Annotated in this window: 18 protein-coding genes; 12 read left to right on the top strand and 6 right to left on the bottom strand. The window is 69.6% G+C overall.

The features are described 5' to 3' along the window. Positions 1-2: 2 nt before the first annotated feature. The 3 genes from NNI01S_RS05330 to NNI01S_RS05340 all read right to left on the bottom strand — a co-directional run bounded on the left by NNI01S_RS05330 (position 3) and on the right by NNI01S_RS05340 (position 4,371). Entirely contained in the window at positions 3-1,427 is a 1,425-nt protein-coding gene (locus NNI01S_RS05330; protein WP_063018033.1) for a TIGR02678 family protein, read from the bottom strand. Further along, positions 1,427-3,076 (bottom strand): TIGR02677 family protein, encoded by a 1,650-nt coding sequence (locus NNI01S_RS05335; protein ID WP_063018729.1) that lies wholly within the window; start codon positions 3,074-3,076, stop codon positions 1,427-1,429. Before NNI01S_RS05335 ends, NNI01S_RS05330 begins: the two co-directional genes overlap by 1 nt. A gap of 155 nt (positions 3,077-3,231) precedes the next feature. Then, a complete protein-coding gene (locus NNI01S_RS05340; protein ID WP_063018035.1) occupies positions 3,232-4,371 on the bottom strand; it encodes a hypothetical protein in 1,140 nt (379 codons plus the stop codon). A gap of 331 nt (positions 4,372-4,702) precedes the next feature. Here NNI01S_RS05340 and NNI01S_RS05345 point away from each other — a divergent pair, with 331 nt between their 5' ends. Next, a complete protein-coding gene (locus NNI01S_RS05345) occupies positions 4,703-5,011 on the top strand; it encodes a hypothetical protein (RefSeq protein ID WP_063018037.1) in 309 nt (102 codons plus the stop codon). Here the strand turns inward: NNI01S_RS05345 and NNI01S_RS05350 are convergent. Both NNI01S_RS05350 and NNI01S_RS05355 read right to left on the bottom strand, forming a co-directional pair. Further along, complete coding sequence (locus NNI01S_RS05350) at positions 4,910-7,504, bottom strand: AMP-binding protein (RefSeq protein ID WP_063917315.1); 2,595 nt, start codon at positions 7,502-7,504, stop codon at positions 4,910-4,912. The two genes, NNI01S_RS05345 and NNI01S_RS05350, sit on opposite strands and share 102 nt — an antisense overlap. 114 nt (positions 7,505-7,618) lie before the next feature. After that, the gene (locus NNI01S_RS05355) at positions 7,619-8,503 is read right to left on the bottom strand and encodes a PAC2 family protein (RefSeq protein ID WP_063018039.1); all 885 of its coding nucleotides are present in this window, start codon (positions 8,501-8,503) and stop codon (positions 7,619-7,621) included. A 168-nt stretch (positions 8,504-8,671) separates the two neighbouring features. Between NNI01S_RS05355 and metH the strand changes: the two genes are divergently transcribed. The 11 genes from metH (at position 8,672) to NNI01S_RS05405 (ending at position 22,279) form a co-directional block, all read left to right on the top strand. Next, entirely contained in the window at positions 8,672-12,268 is a 3,597-nt protein-coding gene (gene metH / locus NNI01S_RS05360; RefSeq protein WP_063018041.1) for a methionine synthase, read from the top strand. Positions 12,269-12,697: 429 nt separating this feature from the next. Beyond that, complete coding sequence (locus NNI01S_RS05365) at positions 12,698-14,545, top strand: serine/threonine-protein kinase (RefSeq protein WP_063018043.1); 1,848 nt, start codon at positions 12,698-12,700, stop codon at positions 14,543-14,545. A 282-nt stretch (positions 14,546-14,827) separates the two neighbouring features. Next, on the top strand, positions 14,828-15,499 hold the full coding sequence (locus tag NNI01S_RS05370; RefSeq protein ID WP_357801510.1) for an HAD family hydrolase: 672 nt from the start codon (positions 14,828-14,830) through the stop codon (positions 15,497-15,499). Positions 15,500-15,658: 159 nt separating this feature from the next. Next, complete coding sequence (locus tag NNI01S_RS05375; protein WP_063018735.1) at positions 15,659-16,522, top strand: HalD/BesD family halogenase; 864 nt, start codon at positions 15,659-15,661, stop codon at positions 16,520-16,522. 44 nt (positions 16,523-16,566) lie between these two features. Beyond that, positions 16,567-17,403, top strand: a complete 837-nt coding sequence (locus tag NNI01S_RS05380; RefSeq protein ID WP_174554366.1) for a class I SAM-dependent methyltransferase — start codon at positions 16,567-16,569, stop codon at positions 17,401-17,403. After that, complete coding sequence (locus tag NNI01S_RS05385) at positions 17,400-19,214, top strand: choline/carnitine O-acyltransferase (RefSeq protein ID WP_063018047.1); 1,815 nt, start codon at positions 17,400-17,402, stop codon at positions 19,212-19,214. Before NNI01S_RS05380 ends, NNI01S_RS05385 begins: the two co-directional genes overlap by 4 nt. Before the next feature lie 101 nt (positions 19,215-19,315). Continuing rightward, positions 19,316-19,597, top strand: a complete 282-nt coding sequence (locus tag NNI01S_RS05390) for a phosphoribosyl-ATP diphosphatase (protein ID WP_174315390.1) — start codon at positions 19,316-19,318, stop codon at positions 19,595-19,597. A gap of 43 nt (positions 19,598-19,640) precedes the next feature. Then, complete coding sequence (hisG, locus tag NNI01S_RS05395) at positions 19,641-20,492, top strand: ATP phosphoribosyltransferase (protein WP_063018049.1); 852 nt, start codon at positions 19,641-19,643, stop codon at positions 20,490-20,492. Between the two features lie 113 nt (positions 20,493-20,605). Next, a complete protein-coding gene (locus NNI01S_RS36305; protein WP_281180598.1) occupies positions 20,606-20,740 on the top strand; it encodes a hypothetical protein in 135 nt (44 codons plus the stop codon). Continuing rightward, positions 20,740-21,933 carry a YeiH family protein gene (locus tag NNI01S_RS05400; RefSeq protein WP_084488506.1) on the top strand — a complete coding sequence of 398 codons (1,194 nt, stop codon included), beginning with the start codon at positions 20,740-20,742 and terminating at the stop codon, positions 21,931-21,933. Before NNI01S_RS36305 ends, NNI01S_RS05400 begins: the two co-directional genes overlap by 1 nt. Positions 21,934-22,051: 118 nt before the next feature. Beyond that, positions 22,052-22,279, top strand: a complete 228-nt coding sequence (locus NNI01S_RS05405) for a hypothetical protein (protein ID WP_063018051.1) — start codon at positions 22,052-22,054, stop codon at positions 22,277-22,279. Positions 22,280-22,283: 4 nt separating this feature from the next. On the opposite strand, the gene NNI01S_RS05410 is transcribed toward NNI01S_RS05405, so the two are convergent. After that, a complete protein-coding gene (locus NNI01S_RS05410; RefSeq protein ID WP_063018053.1) occupies positions 22,284-23,195 on the bottom strand; it encodes a RecB family exonuclease in 912 nt (303 codons plus the stop codon). Positions 23,196-23,254: the final 59 nt, after the last annotated feature.

Genomic DNA, 23,254 nt, shown 5'->3' on the forward strand with positions numbered 1-23,254 from the left:
CGTCAGTTCCCTTCCGTACCGGTGCCGTCGGGCCCGTAGGTGTCGGCCGCGGTGACGAACAGTTCCGCGGCCCGCTTGGTGCGTACCGTGACGACCGCGCCACGGTAGCGGGCAAGGGCGGGCAGCACGAGCAGCCCCTCGTCCACGACCCGGACCAGTCGCAGCCGCTCCAGCAGGGCCACCACCTCGGTGGTGAGGCGCGCGACGTCGGCCTGCCATTGCGCGGCGAAGGTAGTGCCGTAGCGGTCGGCCAGCGCCTGCACCGTCTCACGCAGCCAGGTGCGGTCGATCAGCGGATAGCCGGGCGAATCCGGCCATTCCGCTTGTCGCCGAGAGCCGTCCGGCTCATCGGGGTCGTCCCCGGGCGGATCCGACGCGCCGGACTCGGCGAGCGGTGCGAACACGGTGGATTCGGGGATGGCCTCGTCGAGTTGGCCGGTCAGTGCCTCGCCGAGGTCCGCGGCGGCGTGGCGCCGCGGCAGCGGGTGGTCGATATCCAGCACGCGGTCGGCGATCTCACCGGCCAGCAGCAAGGCGACCTGCGCGAGCGTGCCGGTCCCCGGGAAGCGGACATCCGACAGCCGCCCCGAGGTGTCGATCAGCGCGACCCCCTCCGCCCGGCGTTCGGCGCGCAACCCGGTGAACAGCTCCACCTCCGCGACCACCCGCTCCTGGGCGAGGACAGGACGCTCGTCGGGCGCGAGATCCTCGGCGTACACGACCGGTTGCTCGACCAGCGCCCTGCGCACTCGGCGGGCGATCTCGGCGTTGCCGGTCGCGTGCGCGGAACCACCGGGACCCGTGGACTCTTCGGTGAGCAGCCCCCGCACGCTGTGTAGATGCTGCAGTGCCCGCGGCGGCCGGAACAGCGCGAAGACCACCGGCCGGTCGATGTCGTACAGAGCTTCGCCGGCATCGGGGTCACTGGCCCAGCCGCCCGCGTCACCGTCGGCCAAGGTGAGCGCGCCGCGCACGGTCAGCCAGCCCACCGCGTCGACGAACGCGTCGCGGTCGGCGGCCCGGTCGGTGGCGAGTTCCAGCCCGTCCACCCGGCTTGCGTAGGCGGCGACCTGTTCGGCCAGCTCGGACAAGGTGATCTGGTCTCCCGCGCGTCCCAGCGCGGCGAGCGCGAGGGCGAGATAGGCATAGCGGCGGCGGTCGAAGACGCGCTCGGCGGGTGTGCGCGCGGGCCTGCCCGCGTCGAGGCGGTCGAGCACCGGGAAGACCCGGGCGGTGGTTTCGGTGACTTCGAGCCGGTAGCCGAACAATTCGGCGAGGTCCTCGCGCAACTCGGTGGCCCAGCGCCGGATCAGCGGCAGAGCGATCCGGTCCGGATAGGTGCGGGTCACCAGGTGGTTGGCGAGGACGACCCGCGCTGCGCGCTGATAGTTGTCGAGCGCGAGCGCGTCGATGGTGCGTCCGTGCATCAGCGGCGCTCCCCGCGCGGGTGCGACCGCGTTCCGGTCGTCTGCTCGATCTTCAGCGTCCGGTTGTTCAACCGCAGCAACCCGCGGGTGGTGCGCACAACCGTCGGACCGTCGTGCTCGGACACCGTCAGGGTGACGCCGCTGTCGGACCCGGTGGTCCCCGCCACCCGGCCGCGCACCGGAACCCACGCGGTGGACGCGGCGTCCAGCAGCCGCAGCAGCACTTCGGTTTCCCGCTCGTCCAGGACGCGTTCGTGCACGTCGCCCGCGGCCAGTGACCTGGCGGCCTCGGCGCGGGCCCGTTGCGCGTCCAACTGGGCCTCGCGCAGGCGGCGGATGCCCGCGTCGTTGCGGTGGATGCGGGCGGGCGCACCCGCCGAGGGCGGTCGTCCGGTCTCGGCGAGCGTGCGCGAGATCTCCAGCGGCGGTGCGTCCCACCAGGATCGGATCGCCGGGATCAGATCGGCGTCCGGGTGCTCCATCGCCAGGTGCCGCGGCTTGCCCAGCCCGAACACCGCGTCGAACAGCGCGTGGGCGCTGTCCACCGTCGGCGCCGCGGCGAACCAGCCGGCCAGATGACGCAGCGCCGATTCCCGGCTGACCCCACCCCGCCGCGTCTCGGTGACCCGCCGCAGCAGCGAGAGCACCGCGGCGATTGCGCTCATGGTGGCCTCGCGCAGCCGTTCGGCCTCCGTCGGTCCGTCCGCCTCGCCGCCGGACGCCACGAACCAGGTCCGCAGCCCGTCCCACCTGGCCTGCCAATCGGCACGGCGTTCTTCGAGACTCAGCAGCACCCGTTCGTCGCAGCGCGCCGCCCGGACGATCAGGTCCTCGGCTCCGGTTTCCTCGATCTCGGTGATCGCGACCGCCAGCCGGGGGGTGAATCGGGCCAGGTCCAGGCTGAATTCCCGCATGTGCGCCAGTAGCGCGTCCTTGTGCGCGAGAAACGATTCCGGGGTGATCTCGGTGGTGCGCACCAGGTCGCCGAGCCCCAGGTAGAAGTGCGCGGCACGGGCGGCCAGATCGGACAGCGCGGTGTCGAGACGCCGCAGCGTGCGATAGACGCGCTCGGCGTCGCCCGCCCGATTGGCTTCGGCCAGGGTGTGCAGATCGGCCAGCAACTCCGGCAGCACCAGGCGCGAGAGCGAGGCGTCGTCGAGGCGCGCGCTGAGCACGCCGGCGACCGCCCGGTATGCCTGGAATCCCGCTTGGGAGAACTGGTACACGTAGTGCCGGTTGCGGTATTCGGCCAGCGTCGCGGCGCGGGTTCCGTCGTAACTGCGCTCCAGCACGCCCCAGCGGTGCAGCTGGTCGAGCAGCGGACCGATCTCGGCCGCGGTCAGGTGTGCGGTTCCGGGCCGGCCGGTTGTCTCCGGGGCGTGTTCCGGCGCACCGGTTTCCCGCGTCCGCCCCCGGCCTTCGGACGGACCCATGGAGAGCGTGCGTGATTCCGCACCAGCCATTGCGACCGGTTGGTTCGAAACGGCCGGGTCCGGCGTGCGCAGCGTATTCCCGTGACGCTCGATCCACTCCGCGACGTCGTCGGCGTGCAGCAGCACCACGTACGCCGCCCGCGCGCTGTCGAACGCGCGCAGCACCCGGAGGTAGTCCGCGCGGCGCTCGGCGGTGGCGAAGGAGAACAGCCGCAGCCGGTCGTCCCAGGGGGTGTCGGTACAGCCGTCATCGGAGTCGGTCACCGGGAACAGGGTAGTAGCGGGCCGATCGCCACCTGCACGACGTTCCGCTGTCCGGCGTGGCCGGGCCCGGTTCGTCGCCGTTCGCCGCGGCGGCGGAGCAGTTCGGCTCACTCGACGGACAACGAACGCATCTGGTCCAGATACGCGAGGGTGCGCGGGTCACCGGGGAACCGCTCGATGATCTCGCGCGCGACTTCACCCGCGATCCACATCAGCGACGGCAGCGACCTCCTGCTGCCCGCGAACGCGCGCTTGCCCTCGGCCACCGCCAATTCCAGGTCACGGTCGCGCACCGCCACGACGGCCAGCGTCAGGTGCGCCTCGGAGACCCGCATCGGGTTGCGCACCGTGCCGTCGGGACGGGTGGCGTTGCGGATCACCTCACGCGCGTAGGTTTCGGCGAGCCGATCCTCGCCCGCCACCCGGCAGCAGTCCATCGCGTAGAAGTCGAACTTGTTCGCGTCGATGACGAAATGGTTGTCCAGATTCGCCGGATGTTCGAGTCGCTCCAAGATTGCTCGGCCGTCGTCGAGTGCGGCCTCCACCTCGCGCGGGTTGCCCAGCCTGGCCCAGGCTTTGGCGCGCTGGGCAGCGAGCTGCACGCCAACGCGCAGGTGCTGGCTTACTTCCAGCGTCGGCTGCACGGTCTCGATGACGCCGCGGTAGTTGCCCTGGGTCAGCGCGAACCATGCGGTCATTTCCGCTGCCCAAGCGGAGATCTCGAGGTGCTCCGCTTCGCGCGCCAGCGATTGGGCGGCGCGCCGAGTCACCTCGGCGGCAGTGCGCCGACCGAGGTCGTAGTCCACGCAACCAACCAGCAACGCGACCCAGCCAGCGAGAACAAGGATTTCACGGTGCTGTGCGAGGGTCAGGCGACCATCCAGCAACGAGGTGATCCGTCGGAGCCACGCCGTGCCCTCGGCGTGCAGGTCGTGTGGGTCGGCGTAGGAGTATTCGCAGCACAGGCGCTCGGCGGTGATGCGGATGGCTTCCAGTGTCACCGAGGACACGTCGGACATGCGCAGTCGCCCGAGGAACTCGAGCGTGTCCATGCCCGTCGCCGAGAGTAACTCGTCGTCCCGGTTGGGTCTCGCCTTGGGGAAGAACGCCGCGGGCACCGTGTCGAAGGCGGCGGCGATGATGGGCGCGTAGAAGTCGTCGGGGCGTGATTCGCCCGATTCCCAACGGCGCCAGTTGCGTAGGAGCGTACTGTCGGTCGGCAGGTTGTGCGAAGACTTTCCACGCATTACGCGAACAGCGTCGGCTTGCGACCACCCCCTCGCGTCACGCTCGGAACGCATTCGGACAGCCCAGACGGGTCGATCGTCGGTAGCGGCCACGACGGTAGTATCGCACCAGTTAACGTTTGGTGGCCCCAAGAGGGCAGGCAGATGTCCGTGTGTTGCCAGCTACATTCGGCCCACCGCGTTGTGCATGCTGGATATGGCGCCAGAAGTTTGCCAGCCCCTCCTGTAAGAGCAGTTGCAAGTACATCTGCTCTTGCACGAAGCGCAAATACCCCGTAAAACGGGTGGATCCACACAAGAGAACAGCGATCCCAATCCAACGGAGGTTCGGGTGGAAGCGTTGATCTATGGATACTTGCGTGACGATCTGGCCGATGGCCATAGCAAAGAGCTCGAGGCCGCGATGAGCAGCCTCGCCCGCGAGGAAGGGCTGTGCTTCGCCGCGACGTTCCATGAATCGACCGGCGGTGACGGGACGGCTTTCGCCGAGCTCACAGCGGAACTCAAGCGCGCCGACGCGCACCACGTGGTGGTTCCCTCACTCGATCACTTTGCCGGTCAGACGATTCCGCGCGACATCCTGATCGCCAAGCTGGCTCAGGACGCGGCGGCGCGGGTGTGGACCGTGGAGAGCAGCTGACCGCCGCGACCGAATTGCCCGGTACCGCACCGATCCCCAGCGTCGCAGCCAGGTCGCCGCACCGGTCGCGAGCACACCCGCTGCCAGGGAAGCGAGCAGCCCCGCGAGCCGGTGCTGTTCGAACAGCGGGTACACCTGCCAGTGCAGCAGATAGACGAACAGCGAGCCGTCGGCAAGCACCGCCGCGCAGACGGCGACGACGGCGGGAACCCGGATCGCGGAGAACCACACCAGGGCGAGCAATCCCGCCATGATCAATCGTTCCCGCTCGGGAACACCGAAATACCCAGGCATCGCGATCAGTACGACGGCACTCACCATCATCCGCTGCCACACCGACGTCGCCTTCGCCGCCGCCCAGCCGAGCGCGAAGAGCCAGACCGCCAGCGGAGAGAACGGGATGTCCTTCGCCGAATACAGACCGAACGCCTGGTATCGAAAGACGAGGCTCAGCGCGACCAGCGCCATCGCGAACCAGAACGGCTCGGCGCGTTGCCACCGGTCCATCGCGGGAATCCGGATCAGCAGCGCGGCGGCCAGCATGAAGTACACGAGCACCTCGAGAAACCACAGGTGCCCGGCGGTGGCGCTGTCGTGCGGGCCGAGAATCTTGTTCAGCAACAGGACATTTTGCCAACCGTAGTAGTCGCCGAAGGGGAGTGTCAGCGCGACCCAGACCGCCGTCGGCGCCGCGATGTATCCCACGGCGTGCAGCGTGTGCCGTAATCGCTCGGCGGGTGGCGCCGCCGTGACGGAGAACCGCGCGAAGTTGAACCCCGCCGCCCCGAGCAGCACGTGTGCCGCGCCCCATCGCACGAACACTCCGGCATGTGCGCTGACGATGAGCACGATGCCGATCGCGCGCAGCAGAGTCGCGGTGTCGAGCGTCCGCCCGAAACGCTTGCGGCTGTCGGGTATCCGCTCCAGGTCCGATACGGGCGTATTCGGCCAGTCGGCGGGAAGGCCGCCGAGTGCCCGCTCCAGTCGCGCCGCTGTGGTCACGTAGGTGAGCGAGTTACCGCCGAGGTCGACGAACGTGCTGTCCGGGCCGATCCGCGCGGGGTCGATGCCGAGGGTGGCGGCGTAGAGAGCGCGGACGTCACGCACGTGCGACGGGGGCCCGGCCAGCCGGCGGATAGCGGGGTAGTCGGGTTTGCCGTTGGGTAGCCGGGGCATCCGCTCGACCGGGCGGACTCGCACCGCTGCGGTGGGCAGGCCGGACAGTCGCGCGGCGAACTCGGTCGGATCGGACCGCGGGGTCTGCACCGCTATGACCAGGTGTGCGTCGTCGTCGGCGCAGCAGGCCGTGAATCCGGCTTTCGCGAGCCCGGATTCGAGACGTTCGAGGTCGATGCGCAACCCGAAGATCTTGGCGAACCGGCTGCGCCTGCCGATCACCTGATACAGGCCCTCCGGTGTGCGCCGGGCCAGATCGCCGGTGCGCAGGGCATCGAGCGTGTGGCCGAGGGCGAGGTCCTCGGCCGACTTCGCATAGCCCATCATCACATTGGGCCCGTGATAGACCAGTTCGCGCGGTTCGTCCCCTTCGTCACCGGCATCCTCGACCGGCTCGAGGGTGAATTCGCCGCCGGGAATGGGAATCCCGATGCAGTCGGGATGCGCGCTCGCCAGATGCGCGGGAAGATACGCCATCCGGGCGGTGGCCTCGGTCTGCCCGTACATGACCACGAAGTCCCAGCCGCGTTCCCGGCCCAGTTCGGCGTATTCACGCACCCGCTCCGGCGCGAGCCTGCCGCCGGCCTGGGTGACGTAACGCAGATGCGGCAGTGACCTGCGGGCGAAACCGATGCGGTCGAGGAGGTCGACGGTGTAGGGCACCGTGGCGAAAGACGTTGCCCGGCAGTCCCGGAACGCATGCCAGAATTCCGCATCGAGTACCGACCGGTCGGTGAGCATGAGGCTCGCCCCGCGTACCAGGTGGCTGTGCACCACCGACAGCCCGTAGCAGTAGAACATCGGCAAGGTGGTCGCCGCACAGTCGTCCGGGCCGATGGCCAGGTACTCGGCGATGGCCGCGGCATTCGAGCGCAGGTTGGCCGCCGAGAGCCGGACCAGCTTCGGCGAGCCGGTGGACCCCGAGGTACTCAGCAGCAGCGCGAGATCCGGATGCAGGTCGCGCGCCGAGCGTTCCCGGAGCACGCGGGTGCGGCCGTCTTCGACGATGATGTCCGGATCGTAGGTGTCCCGCAACTCCGCAGTGATCTGCTCGGCGAGCAAGACGACGCACCCGGCGCTGAGCGCTCCGAGATAGGCGACGAGCGAGGCGAGGTCGTTGCGCGCGGCGATGGCGACGAGGCGGCGGGCCGGACCCAACTCGGTCGCGCAGGCCTCGACGAGCGTCGCAAGCCGAGCGTAGGTCACCTGCCGGCCAGGTTCGCACCCGGCATCGCCGTCCAGGCCCGGGTCCGGGCAATGGACGGCGATCCGCTCGTCGAAGGTGCGCAGACGCTCGACGATCGGATGGACGGTCACCGGCGAAAGTGTAGGAGGCGGCCGTCGCCCAGCTCGGAGGTGGCCCCCCGGCGAACTTTCGGTGAACCCCCTGGCGGATGGCCGTCCGCCCCGAACGCTCCGCGGCGCAACCGATCAGAGACCGAAGCTGCCCGGGCCCCGTCTGCGCAGGTACTTCTCGAATTCGGCGGCGATGGCGTCGCCATCGATCTTGGCCATCGCCTCGTTGACGTCGACCGCCGCGTCCCCGCGCTCCTCCAGCGAGCGCACGTACTCGCTGATCTCCTCGTCGCCGACGGTCATCTCGTTGACCGCGGTTTCCCAGTCCTCGGCCTGCTTGGGCAGCTCACCCAGCGGCACCTCGATGTCCAGCACGTCCTCGACCCGGTGCAGCAGCGCGATGGTCGCCTTCGGATTCGGCGGCTGGGAGACGTAGTGCGGGACGGCGGCCCAGAACGATACCGCCGGGACGCCCGCCTTGACGCATTGGTCCTGCAGCACGCCGGTGATCCCGGTCGGTCCTTCGTAGCGGGTCTGCTCCAGGCTGAACCGCTCGGCCGCCTCCTTGCTGTAGGCCGATCCGGTGACCGGCACCGGCCTGGTGTGCGGGGTGTCCGCGAGCAAGGCGCCGAGGATCACCACCGTCTGCACCCCGAGTTGCTCGATGAACTCCAGCAGGTCGCCGCAGAAGCTGCGCCAGCGCATGTTCGGTTCGATGCCGCGCAGCAGCACCACGTCGCGGTCGCTGCCGGGCGGCGAGCAGACCGACAACATCGTCGACGGCCACTGGATTTCCCTGGTCACCCCGTCCACCTGACGCACCGTCGGCCGGTTGACCTGATAGTCGTAGTAATCCTCGGAGTCGAGTTCGGCCAACGGCTCGGCGTCCCAGATCAGTTCCAGATGCTCGACGGCTCCGCTGGCGGCGTCACCGGCGTCGTTCCACCCCTCGAAGGCGGCGACCAGTACCGGATCCCGCAACGTCGGCAGTTCCGGATCGGGAGTTTCACTGGCGTTCACCCGGTCAGCCTACGGTGTGCGGCGATATGGCGTGTCCTATGACGGGCGGACGGGGTGGCGTGTTTCCGCGTGCCGGAGACGGCGGCGCCGGGCCGGATGTGTGGCCCAGGACACCGAGCCTCGACGCGGTGGCCTGGAACGCCCACCCCGCCCACTACGCTGGAACGCATGTCTGCGTCCGTCCCCGCCGAGTTCGACACCACGCTACTCGACACGCTGCGCCGCCGTGTCGTCATCGGCGACGGTGCGATGGGCACCATGCTGCAAGCAGCTGATCTGACCCTGGACGATTTCCGCGGGTTGGAGGGCTGTAACGAGATCCTCAACGACACCCGGCCCGACGTCCTGCGCGGTATCCACCGCGCCTACTTCGAGGCGGGCGCCGACGCGGTCGAGACCAACACCTTCGGCTGCAACCTGCCCAACCTCGCCGACTACGACATCGCCGACCGGATCCGCGACCTCTCCGAGCGGGGTACCCGGCTGGCCCGCGAGGTCGCCGACGAGATGGGCCCGGCCTCCGACGGTACGCCACGGTACGTCCTCGGCTCGATGGGGCCGGGCACCAAGCTGCCCACGCTCGGTCACGCACCGTTCGCCGCGCTGCGCGACGCCTACACCGAGGCCGCTCTCGGCATGCTCGACGGCGGCGCCGACGCCATCCTCATCGAAACCTGCCAGGACCTGTTGCAGGTGAAGGCGGCGGTGACCGGCAGCCGCCGCGCGATGGCGAAGCTGGGCCGCCGGATCCCGATCATCACGCACGTCACGGTGGAGACCACCGGCACGATGCTGGTCGGCAGCGAGATCGGCGCGGCGCTCACCGCGCTCGAGCCGCTCGGCATCGACATGATCGGCCTGAACTGCGCGACCGGCCCGGACGAGATGAGCGAGCACCTGCGCCACCTGTCGCGCCACGCGCAGGTGCCGGTCTCGGTGATGCCGAACGCCGGGCTGCCGGTGCTGGGCGCCGACGGGGCGGTGTACCCGCTCACCCCCGAGGAGCTGGCGGTCGCGCTGCGCGGGTTCGTCGCCGAGTTCGGGCTGGCCCTGGTCGGTGGCTGCTGCGGGACCACGCCGGAGCACATCCGCCAGGTCACCGCCGCGGTGCGCGAGGTCGAGCCGGCCCTGCCGCCGATCGCCGAGCGGCGCGCGCCGGTGCACGAGCCGGGCGTGTCCAGCATGTACACCGCCGTGCCGTTCGAACAGGACGCCTCGGTCCTGATGATCGGTGAGCGGACGAACGCCAACGGTTCCAAAGCATTCCGCGAGGCCATGCTGGCGGGTGACTGGCAGAAGTGCCTGGACATCGCCAAGGACCAGACCCGTGACGGCGCGCACATGCTCGACCTGTGCGTCGACTACGTCGGCCGGGACGGCGCCCAGGACATGGCGGAGCTGGCCGGACGGCTGGCCACCGCCTCCACGCTGCCGATCATGCTCGACTCCACCGAGGCCCCGGTGCTGCGGGCCGGGCTGGAACACCTCGGCGGGCGGTGCGCGGTCAACTCGGTGAACTACGAGGACGGCGCAGGCCCCGATTCGCGTTTCCAGCAGACGATGCGGCTGGTCGCCGAGCACGGCGCCGCGGTGGTCGCCCTGACCATCGACGAGGAGGGCCAGGCGCGCACAGCGGCGAAGAAGGTGGAGATCGCCGAGCGCCTGATCGCCGACATCACCGGCAACTGGGGGCTGTCGGAGAGCGACATCATCATCGACACGCTCACCTTCACCCTGGGCACCGGCCAGGAGGAGTCCCGCCGCGACGGGCTGGAGACGATCGAGGCCATCCGCGAGCTCAAGCGCCGCCATCCGCGGGTGCAGACCACCCTGGGCCTGTCCAATATCTCCTTCGGCCTCAACCCCGCGGCCCGCCAGGTGCTCAACTCCGTCTTCATGCACGAATGCGTCGAGGCCGGCTTGGATTCCGCGATCGTGCACGCCTCCAAGATCCTCCCGATCAGCCGGATTCCGGACGAGCAGCGCGAGACCGCGCTGGATCTGGTGTACGACCGCCGCGCCGAGGGGTACGACCCGCTGCAGAAACTGATGGCGCTGTTCGAAGGCGTGTCCACCTCCTCGTCCAAGGCGTCGCGGGCGGAGGAACTGGCCGCGCTGCCGCTGTTCGAGCGGCTGGAGCGGCGGATCGTCGACGGCGAGCGCGCGGGGATGGAGGCCGACCTGGACGCGGCCATGACCGAGGTACCGCCGCTGCAGATCATCAACGAGACCCTGCTCGCGGGGATGAAGACGGTCGGCGAGCTGTTCGGGTCCGGTCAGATGCAGTTGCCGTTCGTGCTGCAGTCCGCCGAGGTGATGAAGGCCGCCGTCGCTTACCTCGAACCGCACATGGAGGCAACCGACGACAGCGGCAAGGGCCGCATCGTGCTGGCAACCGTGAAGGGCGACGTGCACGACATCGGCAAGAACCTGGTGGACATCATCCTGTCGAACAACGGCTACGAGGTGGTCAACCTGGGCATCAAGCAGCCGATCGCCACCATCCTGGACGCGGCGGTGGACAAGAAGGCCGACGTCATCGGCATGTCCGGCTTGCTCGTGAAGTCGACCGTGGTGATGAAGGAGAACCTCGAGGAGCTCAACGCCAAGGGCGTCGCCGAGCAGTTCCCCGTGCTGCTGGGCGGCGCGGCCCTCACCCGGTCGTACGTGGAGAACGACCTGACCGCGGTGTACGAGGGCGACGTGCACTACGCGCGCGACGCGTTCGAGGGCCTGCGGCTGATGGACGACATCATGACTCGCAAACGCGGCGGTGCACTCGACCCGGACAGCCCGGAGGCTGTCGCCGAGCGCGAGCGGGCCGCCGAGCGCAAAGCGCGCCACGAGCGCTCCAAGCGGATCGCCGCCGAGCGCCGGGCGGCGGAGGTGCCCATCGTGGTGCCCGAACGCTCCGACGTCGCGGCCGAGCTGCCGGTGCCGGTGCCGCCGTTCTGGGGCACCCGGGTGGTGAAAGGCCTCGCGCTGCACGAGTACTCGGGTCTGCTCGACGAGCGGGCACTGTTCCTGGGGCAGTGGGGTCTGCGTGGGCAGCGCGGTGGTGACGGGCCCAGCTACGAGGAACTGGTGGAGACCGAGGGCAGGCCGCGCTTGCGCGCCTGGCTGGACCGGCTGAGCACCGAAGGCGTACTGCAGCACGCCGCGGTCGTGTACGGCTACTTCCCCGCGGTGTCCGAAGGCGACGACGTCATCGTGCTCACCGAACCGGAACCCGATGCGCCGCAACGGTATCGGTTCACCTTCCCGCGCCAGCAGCGCGACCGGTTCCTGTGCGTCGCCGATTTCATCCGGTCCCGGGAGTACGCCCGAACGACCGGTCAGGTCGACGTCCTGCCGTTCCAGCTGGTGACCATGGGTCAGCCGATCGCCGACTTCGCCAACGAGCTGTTCGCGGGCGACAGCTACCGCGATTACCTCGAGGTGCACGGCATCGGCGTCCAGCTCACCGAGGCGCTCGCCGAGTACTGGCACCGCCGCGTCCGCGAGGAACTCGTCCTCGACGGCCACGCGGTCGCCGACTCCGACCCGGCGGACGTGCTGGAGTACTTCAAGCTCGGTTATCGCGGCGCACGCTACTCCTTCGGGTACGGCGCCTGCCCGGACCTGGAGGACCGCGCCAAGCTGGTCGACCTGCTCGAGGCCGACCGCATCGGCGTCGCGCTGTCCGAAGAGCTGCAGCTGCATCCGGAGCAGTCGACGGATGCTTTCGTCCTGCTGCACCCGGAGGCGAAGTACTTCAACGCGTAGCCGCGCGCAGTCCGGTGAGGTGCGCGCCCTCCTCGGCTTGTCCGTCCGCTCGTGGCAGGCAGCTGGTGTCGTGTGCTGTCGCGGCCGGGCGGCGATCAGCCATAGCGAAATGCTCTCGCGGCAAGGGCCTTTGCTACCTGCTCTGATGTCATGTCGAGCGGGTAGCGGAGCGCTCGTCGGCGCGTCACCGTGCCGGGCACGCGCGGTTTACCTGGGCGATCGCCCATCCCAGTACCGGGAGGTGGATGTGTGTCGGGTAGATGTGCCATTGTCGAAGGCGTTGTAACTGCATCCGGGGCAGTCGGCGGATGCGTTCGCGTCCCTGCTCAGTGGTGCAAAGCACCTCGGCGCGTACGCCTTCGGAGTCTTTCCGGGCTTGCGCGTGGAGTGCGAAACGGCTAGGCGCGCAAGTAGGAGAGGCACACCACCATGACGGCGGATCGATTGATCGCGGGACGATATCGGCTCACGGATCCGATCGGCACCGGCGCCATGGGTGTGGTCTGGCGGGCGACCGACGAGCGGTTGCAGCGCACCGTCGCGGTGAAGCAAGTGCTGCTGGGTCCCGGCCTGACCGGGTCCGCGGCGCTCGAGGCGAAACGACGGGCCATGCGGGAGGGGCGGATCGCCGCGCGCCTGCACCATCCGAACGCCATCACCGTGTTCGACGTGGCGGAGGAGGACGGCCAGCCCTGGCTGGTCATGGAATATCTGGACGCGCCGAGTCTGGCGACCAAACTGTCGGGTGATCGCACGCTGCCACCACACGAGGTCGCCCGGATCGGCGCGCAGGCGGCGAGCGCCCTGGCCGCCGCACACGACGCGGGAATCATGCACCGGGACGTGAAGCCGGCGAACCTGCTGGTCGCCGACGACGGCACGGTCAAGATCACCGACTTCGGCATCTCCCGCGCGGTCGGCGACGTGACGGTCACGGCCACCGGATTCCTCGCCGGGACGCCTGCCTATCTGTCACCCGAGGTGGCGCGCGGCGAGGATCCGGAACCGGCTTCCGACGTCTTCGCCCTCGGTTCGACGCTGTACGCGGCTGTGCAGGGCACCCCGCCGTTCGGCGAGGGCGACAACCCGCTGGCTCTGCTGCACGCGGTCGCGCGGGCCGAGATCCCGCCGCCCGAGTCCGCCGGCTCGCTGGGACCGGTGTTGATGTACCTGCTCGCTCCGGCCGCCGCCGACCGCCCGACCATGCTGGAGGCGAAAGCGGTCCTCGAAGCCGTGGCGGCGGGCCGGGATCCAGAATTGCCCGCGTCGGCGACCGAAGTGATTCCCGCACCGGCCGCGGCTGCCGCGGCGACGACCGTGCTGCCGAACCACCCCGCCGCCGTATCGCCGGAGCAGCCGGGCGACACCGGCGCCACCGCGGTCGTACCCGCCGCCGCGCCGGGTACGACCGCGCCGCAATCGGTTACGACTCCACCGGTGCCGAGGCGTGCCGGGATGGTGGCGACGTTGCCCGGCGTTCTGCGCGGCAGACAACGGGGCCGGCTGATCGTCGTGGAAGTCGCCGCAGTGGTCGGGGTGCTGATCCTGGTCGCCATCATCGCGACGCTGGCCGGAGTGGACGGCGAGGGTGGCGCCGCGCCGACCTCGCCGACGGCGCCTCCGGCCGCCGTGGGCCCCGAGAACGCGCCGTCACCGGCCGACGCGGCGGGAACCGAGCCGCGACAGGCCCCGGCGCAAGCTCCCGCTCGAGCCCCGGCGCAAACCCCCACCCCTCCAGCGCCCGCACCCACTTCCGGGCCCGCGCCGGGGCCCGCGCCCACTTCCGCAGGCGGCCCGCCCCCGCCCGCCCCGGGATCCACCCCGCCGGCGCAAACGACGAACCCCGCACCGAGCGCCACCCCGCCGCCCAGCGCCACCCCGCCGCCCAGCGCCACACCCCAGCCCACCACGTCGAGCCCTGCCCCGACTACCTCCGGTCCGGCCACCACCGTGACGACGACTCCGTCCGGGCCGCCGACGTCCGACCGGATCGCCTCGTTCATCCAGGGCTACTACGGCATGTTGCCCACCAACGTGTCCGGCGCCTGGACCCAGCTGGCGCCTGGATACCAGGCGCAGACCGGCTACGACTCCTACGTGAAATTCTGGGGCACGATCCGTTCGGTGAGCGTGGGCTCGGTCACGCAGAACGGTGCGAATCGGGCGGTGGTCGCGCTCACCTATACCTTGAAGAACGGATCGACGACCTCCGAGAACCGCTGGATCGAGATCGTCGGCGACAGCGCCAAGCTGCAGATCGCCGCATCGGGCACCTAGGCGCCGTCGGCCCGGCCGGTGCCAGTGCCGCCGGTCTGCGGGTCGCGCGGCGCCGTTCGGACGGAGTCTCCCTGCTCAGCGCGGCACGATGGACGCGCTGGCGGGCGCCCGGCTCGGCCGGTTGGGTGCCGGGATGCGCCATTCGATCCAGCTGGGCGGGCTACGGAGGAACTTCCTCCGACGGTACGGTTCCTGCGGTCGTCTCGGCGGGCGATCGCGGACGGCTCGCCGAGTGGTGCCCGATGGGATGACAGGGACGAGATCTAGGAGAAGGACCGAAACGTGACAGCGCGACTGGCTGGAGTGCTCTGGGACATGGACGGCACGCTGCTCGACTCGGAGAAGCTCTGGGACGTGGCGGTGCGGGAACTGGCGCGTGAGCACGGTCACGAGATGACCGACGCGATCCGGCACGCGCTGATCGGGGCGTCCGGGCCGAATGCCCTGCGGATCATGTTCACCGGGCTGGGCATCGAGCCCACTCCCGGCTCGCTGCGGGCGGCGGGGGAGTTCCTGGAACGGCGGGTGACCGAATTGATGACCGGCCCCATTCCGTGGCGAGCGGGTGCGAAGGACGCGCTGGCCATGGTCCGCGCGGCGGGCCTGTCCAGTGCGCTCGTCACCAATACCAAGCGGTCGCTCACGGAGTTCGGTCTCGACACGCTGGGGCGCGACTTCTTCGACGTCTCGGTCTGCGGCGACGAGGTGGCGCACGGCAAACCGGAGCCCGATGTCTACCTGCGCGCCGCCGAGTTGCTCGGACTCCATCCCGAACAGTGCGTGGCGGTGGAGGACTCGCCGACCGGCGCTCGCGCGGCGCAGGCGGCGGGCTGCGCCTTGGTGATCGTCCCGTGCGAGATTCCGGTGCCGGACGCGCCGGGACGGGTGTTCCGTGATTCGCTCGTCGGGTTGACCGTCGCTGATCTGGAACAGGCTCTGCGCGTGCGTCGTTGAGTGATCCAGCCCACTGCGGGACGCGCCGACGGCGCGCTCGCCGGGGCGAGAGTTACTGTGCCGCAACGGGAGTGCGTGCAGATAGTACGTGTGACCGTGATCACCGGCAATCTCGGCGAATCCCGGGCGTGTCGGCGAGCGCTCTACCAAAATGACGCCATGGCAGCGTTGGGCGTCCTCGACGAGATCGTAGATACCGCACGGTATCCCCTGGCGGATGCGGAAGGACCCGCGCTGCGGGAAGCGGTGCGGCGCGCCCGTGCGGAACTCGCCGACACCGGCTGCACGGTGCTGCGTGGTTTCATCCGCCCCGAGCTGACCGGCACTCTGCGGGCCCAGGGGGAGCAGATCGCACCGCACGCGCACTACGAGGTCGAGCAGGTCAACGCCTACAACATCCCGCTCGACGCCGACCTGCCGGAGGACCACCCCGGCCGGATCGTGCTGGAGCGGGGCAACGCCTTCGTGCCCCGCGACCGCATCCCCGCCGACGCGTTGATCCACCGGCTCTACACCGACGAACTGTTCCAGCGGTTCGTCGCCGATTGCTTCGGCTTGGCCGAACTGCACGAATTCGCCGACCCCCTCGCCGGACTGTGCCTCAACGTCGTCGCGCCGGGTATGTCGCATCCCTGGCATTTCGACACCAACGAATTCACCGTCTCGATGCTGACGCAGCCCGCCGAGGACGGTGGCGTCTTCGAGTACTGCCCCAATATCCGCACACCCGAGGCGGAACACCTCGACGACGTCCGCGCCGTGCTCACCGGCACCGGCGAGCGTTTCGTCCAGCGGCTCGAACTGCGCCCGGGCGACCTACAGCTGTTCCAGGGTCGCTTCTCGTTGCACCGCGTCTCACCCGTCAGCGGTGCGCGTCAGCGCCATTCGGCCATTTTCGCCTACACCGATCGTCCCGGAATGGTCGGCACGGTGGAGCGGACGCGGCAATTGTTCGGCCGCGTGCTACCCGACCATCTAGCCGCCGCGGCCGACGCCGTCCGGGGCGATCGCCTGCTCGACTGAGCCGAACGGCTCGACTGACCGAGCTCGACCCGAGAGGACCGACAGTGCCAGTGCCGTTACACACGACCGGGAAAGCGTCTTTCGACGACATCTACGAACGCCCCGATCCGCGCGCCTACTACGCGCGCATGTCCGAACTGGACTATCGCATTCCGGAACTGGCGAAACCGTTCTTCCAACAGCAGATTCGGGAATTCCGAGCCTCCGCGCGGGTCACCGTGCCGACGGTGCTCGACATCGGCTGCTCCTACGGCGTCAACGCCGCGCTGTTGCGTTTCGACACCACGATCGGCGAACTGGCCGAGCACTACGCCGTCGCCGACCTCGATCTGGCCGGTTTGATCCGGCGCGACCGAGCCCGTGTCACGGCGGGGACCGCGGCCGAGGACGTCCGCTTCCTCGGCATGGACGCCGCCCGCCCCGCCCTCGAGTACGCGCGGGAGGCCGGGCTCCTGCACGACGTGGTGCACGCCGACCTGGAGTCCGGCGAACCGACCGACGAGCAGCGCGCCCTGCTGGCGACCGCCGATCTGGTCGTCTCCACCGGCTGCGTCGGCTACGTCACCGAGAAGACCTTGACGCGCGTGGCCACGGCGCACCCGCGCAGGCGGCCCTGGATGGCACACTTCGTACTGCGCATGTTCGACTTCGCACCGATCGAGGCGGAACTCGCCGCGCTCGGCTACCGGACCGAGCAGGCGCCGGGGTTGTACGAGCAACGCAGGTTCGCCTCCGCGGCCGAACAGGCGCAGGTGCTGAACACCCTGTCCGCCAAGGGAATCGACACGACCGGCCGGGAAGATCAGGGATGGCTGTATGCGACCCTGTATGTGTCCAGGCCGCTGCCGAAACATCACGCCGACACCGAGGACTCGCATTGACCGAACGCACCTTCGCCGCCGACGACCACCTACCCCGGGTGCCCCTGCCGACGCTGGAGGACAGCTGTGGCCGATTCCTGCAGTGGTGCGAGCCGCTGCTGACCGCCGACGAGCTCGACGCCACCCGCGCGGCGGTCGACGACCTGTTGCGACCAGACGGTCCGGGGCGCACGTTGCACGCCGCGCTCGCGGAGTACGACGCGACGCCCGGCGTCGGCAGCTGGCTGGACCTGTTCTGGCCGTCGCGGTACCTGGGCAGGCGGGACCGGATCGCGCTGAACGCGAACTTCTTCTTCCTGTTCCGGGACGACACCCCGCTGGCCGCCTCCACCGCCGCCACCCAGGTGGACCGCGCCGCGGGCATCATCTCCGCGGCCGTCGACTACAAACTGGCGCTGGATCAGGAGGCCATCCCGCCGGTGACCCAGCGCGGACAGCAGCTGTCCATGTGGCAGAACAAGTACCTGTTCTCCGAGACCAGGATCCCGGGCGCGGAGCAGGACACGGTGCGGGTGCCCTACAGCGCGGAATGGCCGGGCCCGTCGCAGGCCCGGCACATCGTCGTGTTCTTCCACGGCAGCCCGTTCCGGATGGACGTGATCGGCCCGGACGGAGCGCCGTACTCGCCGGAGGATCTCGCCGACGGATTGCGCGCGGTGCTCAAGGCGGGCGCACGCCCGGCCCGCACCGACACCGCCGTCGGGCACCTCACCACCAAGGCCCGTGCGGAATGGGCGGAGAGCAGGCAGCGGCTGCTGGCCGAGCCGGCGAACGCCGCGGCGCTGGACGCCATCGAGACCGCGCTGTTCGCCGTCTGTCTCGAAGACTTCGCTCCGCGCGACGAGCAGCACGCCTGCGACTCGCTGTTGCACGGCGACAGCGCCAACCGTTGGTTCGACAAGTCGGTCTCGTTCATCGTCTTCGGTGACGGGCAGGCGGGCATCAACGTCGAACACTGCGGACTCGACGGCACCACCATCCTCTCGTTCGTGGACACCCTGCTGGAGACCACGGTGCCGGCCCACGCCGCCCGTTCCGGCGCGCAGGCGCAGGGACTGCCCACGGTCGAGCCGATCGAGTTCGTGCTGGACGAGGCGCAACGCGGCGATATCGCCGCGGCGGCCGCCGCCTTCGCCCGCTATGCCGCGGAGAACGCCACCCAGACGGTGTCGTTCCCGGACTTCGGCACGACCAGGGCCAAGCAGCTGGGCATCTCGCCGGACGCATTCGCCCAGCTGAGTTACCAGCTGGCCCACCGGCGCAGCAAGGGGCTCACCGGCGCCACCTACGAGTCCATCGCGACCAGGCAGTACCGCAACGGCCGTACAGAGGCCATGCGGGTGGTCACCCCGGAGATGATCGCCTTCGTGGACTCGATGCAGAACCCGGGGGCCGACGCCGAGGCCCGGCTCGCCGCGGCGCGGGCGGCCGCGGCGGCGCACGTGGAACGGGCCAAACAGTGCCAGGCCGGGGACGCGCCCGAACAGCATCTGTGGGAGCTGCAGTGGATCCAGCGCAGGCGCGGCGCGGAGCTGGGCGTCACCGAGCCGATCCCGCTCTACGACAGCCCTGGCTGGACGATCATGCGCGACGACTACCTGAGCACGAGCTCGGCGCCGTCGGTCAACATCCGCTACTTCGGTTTCGGGTCCACCAGCTCCCGCTGTATCGGCATCGCCTACGTACTGCTTCCGGACCGCTGGAATCTGTACCTGGCCACCCCGACGCCGGTCGCCGACCAGATGTACGCGTTCGCCGATCACCTCCGCACCGCGGTCGCCGATCTGCAGGCGTTGCTCGCCGGGAACTAGGCGCCCTCCGCCCGGTTCTTCCGCACCCGGCCGGGTGCGGAAGAACCGGGCGGTCGCCGTGGGGGCCATCGTGGGCCGGAGCAACGGGCCCGCATCCGGGTCTGAAACAATGGCTCATCGTGAAGAACTTCGAATCCCTGTTCGCCGAACTGCAGGATCGTGCGGTCAACCGCCCCGAGGGGTCCGGAACCGTTGCCGCGCTGGACGCAGGCGTGCATACCCAGGGTAAGAAGGTGCTCGAGGAGGCCGGTGAGGTGTGGCTGGCCGCCGAACACGAGAGCGACGAGTCGCTCGCCGAGGAGATTTCCCAGCTGCTGTACTGGGTGCAGGTGCTGATGGTGGGCCGCGGGCTGAAGCTCGAAGACGTGTACCGACATCTGTGACGGCCGTCCGACCTCCCGTTTCTCCTGCCGAAAGGACTCTCCCATGCTGCGCGTCGCAGTCCCCAACAAAGGCGCCCTGTCCGAATCCGCCGTCTCGATCCTCACCGAGGCGGGCTACCGCAAGCGCACCGATTCCCGTGACCTGACCGTTCTCGACCCGGGCAACCAGGTCGAATTCTTCTTCCTGCGACCCAAGGACATCGCGATCTACGTCGGCTCCGGGGAACTCGATCTCGGCATCACCGGGCGTGATCTCGCGTGGGATTCCGGCGCTCCGGTGCAGGAACGCCTCGCCCTCGGGTTCGGCCGCTCCACCTTCCGCTACGCCGCCCCTGCCGGGCGGGAGTGGAAGGTCGAGGACCTGCACGACAAGCGGATCGCCACCTCCTACCCGAATCTGGTGCTGAACGACCTGCGCCGCCGGGGCATCGAGGCCGAGGTGATCCGTCTCGACGGCGCGGTGGAGATCTCCATCCAGCTCGGCGTCGCCGACGCCATCGCCGACGTCGTCGGCTCCGGGCGCACGCTGCGCCAGCACAATCTGGTTGCCTTCGGCGAATCGCTGTGCGATTCCGAGGGTGTGCTGGTCGAGCGCAAGGATGCCGACCAGGGCGACCGGGCGCGCAACCAGCTCGTCGCCCGGGTCCAAGGCGTGGTCTTCGCCCAGCAGTACGTCATGCTGGACTACGACTGCCCGAAAGACCTGCTCGACGAGGCATTCGTCATCACTCCCGGTTTGGAGTCGCCCACCGTGGCGCCGCTGGCCGATACCGGCTGGGTGGCCGTGCGCGCACTGGTCCCGCGCAAGCAGAGCAACGAGCTGATGGACAAGCTGGCCGACCTGGGCGCGAAAGCCATCCTGGCCACCGACATTCGTTCCTGCCGCGCATTCTGAACGCCGGATTCGTCCGATCCGCCTGATCCGCTCACGCTGAGCGCAATCGGTGTGCGCTGTGACCGGGTGTTGTTACCGTGCGGCCTCTCGATGAGGAAACGCAAGGAGCCCCCGTGTCACAGCCACCACCCGATGAGCAGTCGGGCAGCACATTCACCTGGAACGAGGACTGGCTGGCGGCGCTCGCCGGGCTGATCCTGATCGCGCTGGTCCTGCTCGGCGTGATTCCGGACCGGCTGGTGCCGTGATGGCCGAGACCGGCGCCGGAGCGGCGAACGAACCGAACGCACTGACCGAGAACCGGCCTGCGGCGAGGCCTGCTGGGGTGCCATCCTCGGAAACCGAAGCGCTGCAGGCGGTCCCCCGTGCGACGGCCGGCGCCATCGCGGCCGGCATCGCCGTCGTGATCGTGCTCGGCGCCCTCGCCCGGTACTTCGAGACGCACGTCCCACGGTGGTCGGTGGACACTCCGTTCCAGCGGGTCGCCAAGTCGATCGAATTCCCGGTGTACGCCATCGCACTCGGCTTGATCGGCAACGTGGTCTTGGCCGAACTGGCTCTGCGCGACCGTCTTTCGGCGGGCTTCCGCACCGAGTTCTTCATCAAGACCGGCGTGGTGCTGCTCGGCGCATCGATCAATCTGAAGATCCTGGTCACCGCGGCGGGCCCGTCGATCCTGCAAGCGCTGCTGCTGATCACGGCCGTGTTCGGCTTCACCTGGTGGCTGGGCGGACGCCTGGGGCTGGACGACAAACTGCGCGCGCTGCTGTCCTCGGCGGTGTCGATCTGCGGCGTCAGCGCGGCGATCGCCGCGGCGGGCGCGGTGCAGGCCCGACGTGAGCAGATCGCCTACGCGGCCTCGCTGGTGATCGTCTTCGCGCTGCCCTCGATCTTCCTGCTGCCCTGGCTGGCGGGAGTGCTCGGGTTGCCCGACGCGGTCGCGGGCGCCTGGATCGGCGGCAATATCGACACCACGGCGGCGGTCGCGGCCTCCGGCGCGATCGCGGGGGAGAAGGCCCTGCAGATCGCCACCATCGTCAAGACCACCCAGAACGCCCTGATCGGCGTTGTCGCGATCGCGCTGACCGCGTACTTCACGCTGCGCGTCGAGCGCGCACCGGGCGCGGCGCGGCCGTCGGCGCGCCAGTTCTGGGAGCGGTTCCCGAAGTTCGTGCTCGGCTTCCTCGCCGCCTCGATCATCGGCACGCTGTACCTGCGATCGGCGGACAAGAAGTCGGGCGCGGCGCACATCGCGATCGTCAACGATCTGCGCACCTGGTTCCTGATCTTCGCGTTCGTCTCCATCGGCTTGGAGTTCTCGCTGCGCGGCCTGCGGGAAGCGGGCTGGCGGCCGGTCGTGGTGTTCGCGTCGGCGGCGTTAGTGAATCTTGCTGTGGGCCTGGGGCTTTCGGTGCTGCTGTTCCATGACTTCACCGTCTGAGATTCGCCGTCCGCCGACGGGCGTGCGGCCGAAGAGCGGCATTCGGGCGAGAAGTTCTCGCGCCCGGACGTGCGGTTCGGCTCGAAGACTCCGAGGCCGGTCGGGAAGACTGTACGGCGTGCCGGAGAGCATCGACGACGAGAAGACCGAGACGAGACCGGGCAGCCCGGCGGCCGCCCCGGCGGCGCGCGGAGGCCCCGAGCGGGGCCCCACGTGGGCGCGATTGCGAAACCTGCTGATCGTCACCGGCGACGCGGTGCTGGTGGCGGTCCTGATCGGAGCGGTCGTCATGCTGGGCGAACGCGGCACGTCCTTGGACTTCCTGGTGGCCGCGCGAGGCCACTAACCGGTCACTCCGATACGGCTTCGGCCAGGGTCTCGTCCGGGGATTCGGCCGCGTCGCCGTTCGGCCAGCCGGGGTAGGGCGGCGGTGTGCCGCCGAACGCCGGGCACAAGGGCTTGTAGTCGCAGTAGGAGCACATCCGGCTGGTGTTCGGCGGGAAGTCTCCGGTGCGGCCCGCCTCGAGGATGGCAGCCCACAAAGCCGAGAGCGTGCGCTCGAACCGCAGCAATTCCTGCTCGTCGGGGGCGTAGGTGAGGATCTGCTCGTCGGCCAGGTAGATCAACCGCAGCTGGGCGGGCACCAAGCCGCGGGTGCGCAGGACCACCAGCGCGTAGAACTTCAGCTGGAACAGCGCTCTGGTCTCTTGCGTCGGGCCCGGCGTACGGCCGGTCTTGTAATCCACGACGCGCAGGGCGCCGCTCGGCGCGATGTCGATCCGATCGACGAACCCGCGCAGCAGCGCGCCGTCGTCCAGTTCGACCTCGACCCGCGCCTCACGCGATTCCGGGTCGAACCCCGTGGGATTCTCCAGCCGGTAGTAGCGGCGCACCAGCGCGCGCACCTCGCCGAGAAACGCGTCGAGCCGCTCACCGGCGATCAGCTCCGCGACCTCCGGCTGTTCGGCGCGCACCCGCGCCCATGCCGACGGCACCAGGGCGTCGGCGCGCTCCGGCACCCGTTCGGCGGCGGGCAGCCCGTAGAGGTCCTCCAGCACCGCGTGCACCACCGTGCCGCGCACCGCGTGCACGGACGGCTGCTCCGGTATCCGATCGATCGCACGGAATCGGTATTTCAGCGGACATTGCTTGAAATCCATTGCCCGGGAAGGCGACAGCGCGGGCCGGGCGCGGCTCGCCCTCGCAGCGGGCTCGGGGATCCCCGCGTCGTCGGCAGGGGGCGTGGACACGGGCGAGCACATACCTGGCAGGCTATCCCGCGGCACCGACACGCCGGTGCGCGACAGCACGGATTCCAACC

It is taken from the genome of Nocardia niwae NBRC 108934 = DSM 45340 (genome assembly GCF_001613465.1).
In the GTDB taxonomy this organism is placed as follows: Bacteria; Actinomycetota; Actinomycetes; order Mycobacteriales; family Mycobacteriaceae; genus Nocardia; species Nocardia niwae.

Coding starts and splice junctions, on each gene's coding strand:
- NNI01S_RS05330 (WP_063018033.1), bottom strand. CDS start 1,427: ATGCACGGACGCACCATCGACGCGCTCGCGCTCGACAACTATCAGCGC.
- NNI01S_RS05340 (WP_063018035.1), bottom strand. CDS start 4,371: ATGCGTGGAAAGTCTTCGCACAACCTGCCGACCGACAGTACGCTCCTA.
- metH (WP_063018041.1), top strand. CDS start 8,672: ATGTCTGCGTCCGTCCCCGCCGAGTTCGACACCACGCTACTCGACACG.
- NNI01S_RS05365 (WP_063018043.1), top strand. CDS start 12,698: ATGACGGCGGATCGATTGATCGCGGGACGATATCGGCTCACGGATCCG.
- NNI01S_RS05375 (WP_063018735.1), top strand. CDS start 15,659: ATGGCAGCGTTGGGCGTCCTCGACGAGATCGTAGATACCGCACGGTAT.
- hisG (WP_063018049.1), top strand. CDS start 19,641: ATGCTGCGCGTCGCAGTCCCCAACAAAGGCGCCCTGTCCGAATCCGCC.
- NNI01S_RS05400 (WP_084488506.1), top strand. CDS start 20,740: ATGGCCGAGACCGGCGCCGGAGCGGCGAACGAACCGAACGCACTGACC.
- NNI01S_RS05410 (WP_063018053.1), bottom strand. CDS start 23,195: ATGTGCTCGCCCGTGTCCACGCCCCCTGCCGACGACGCGGGGATCCCC.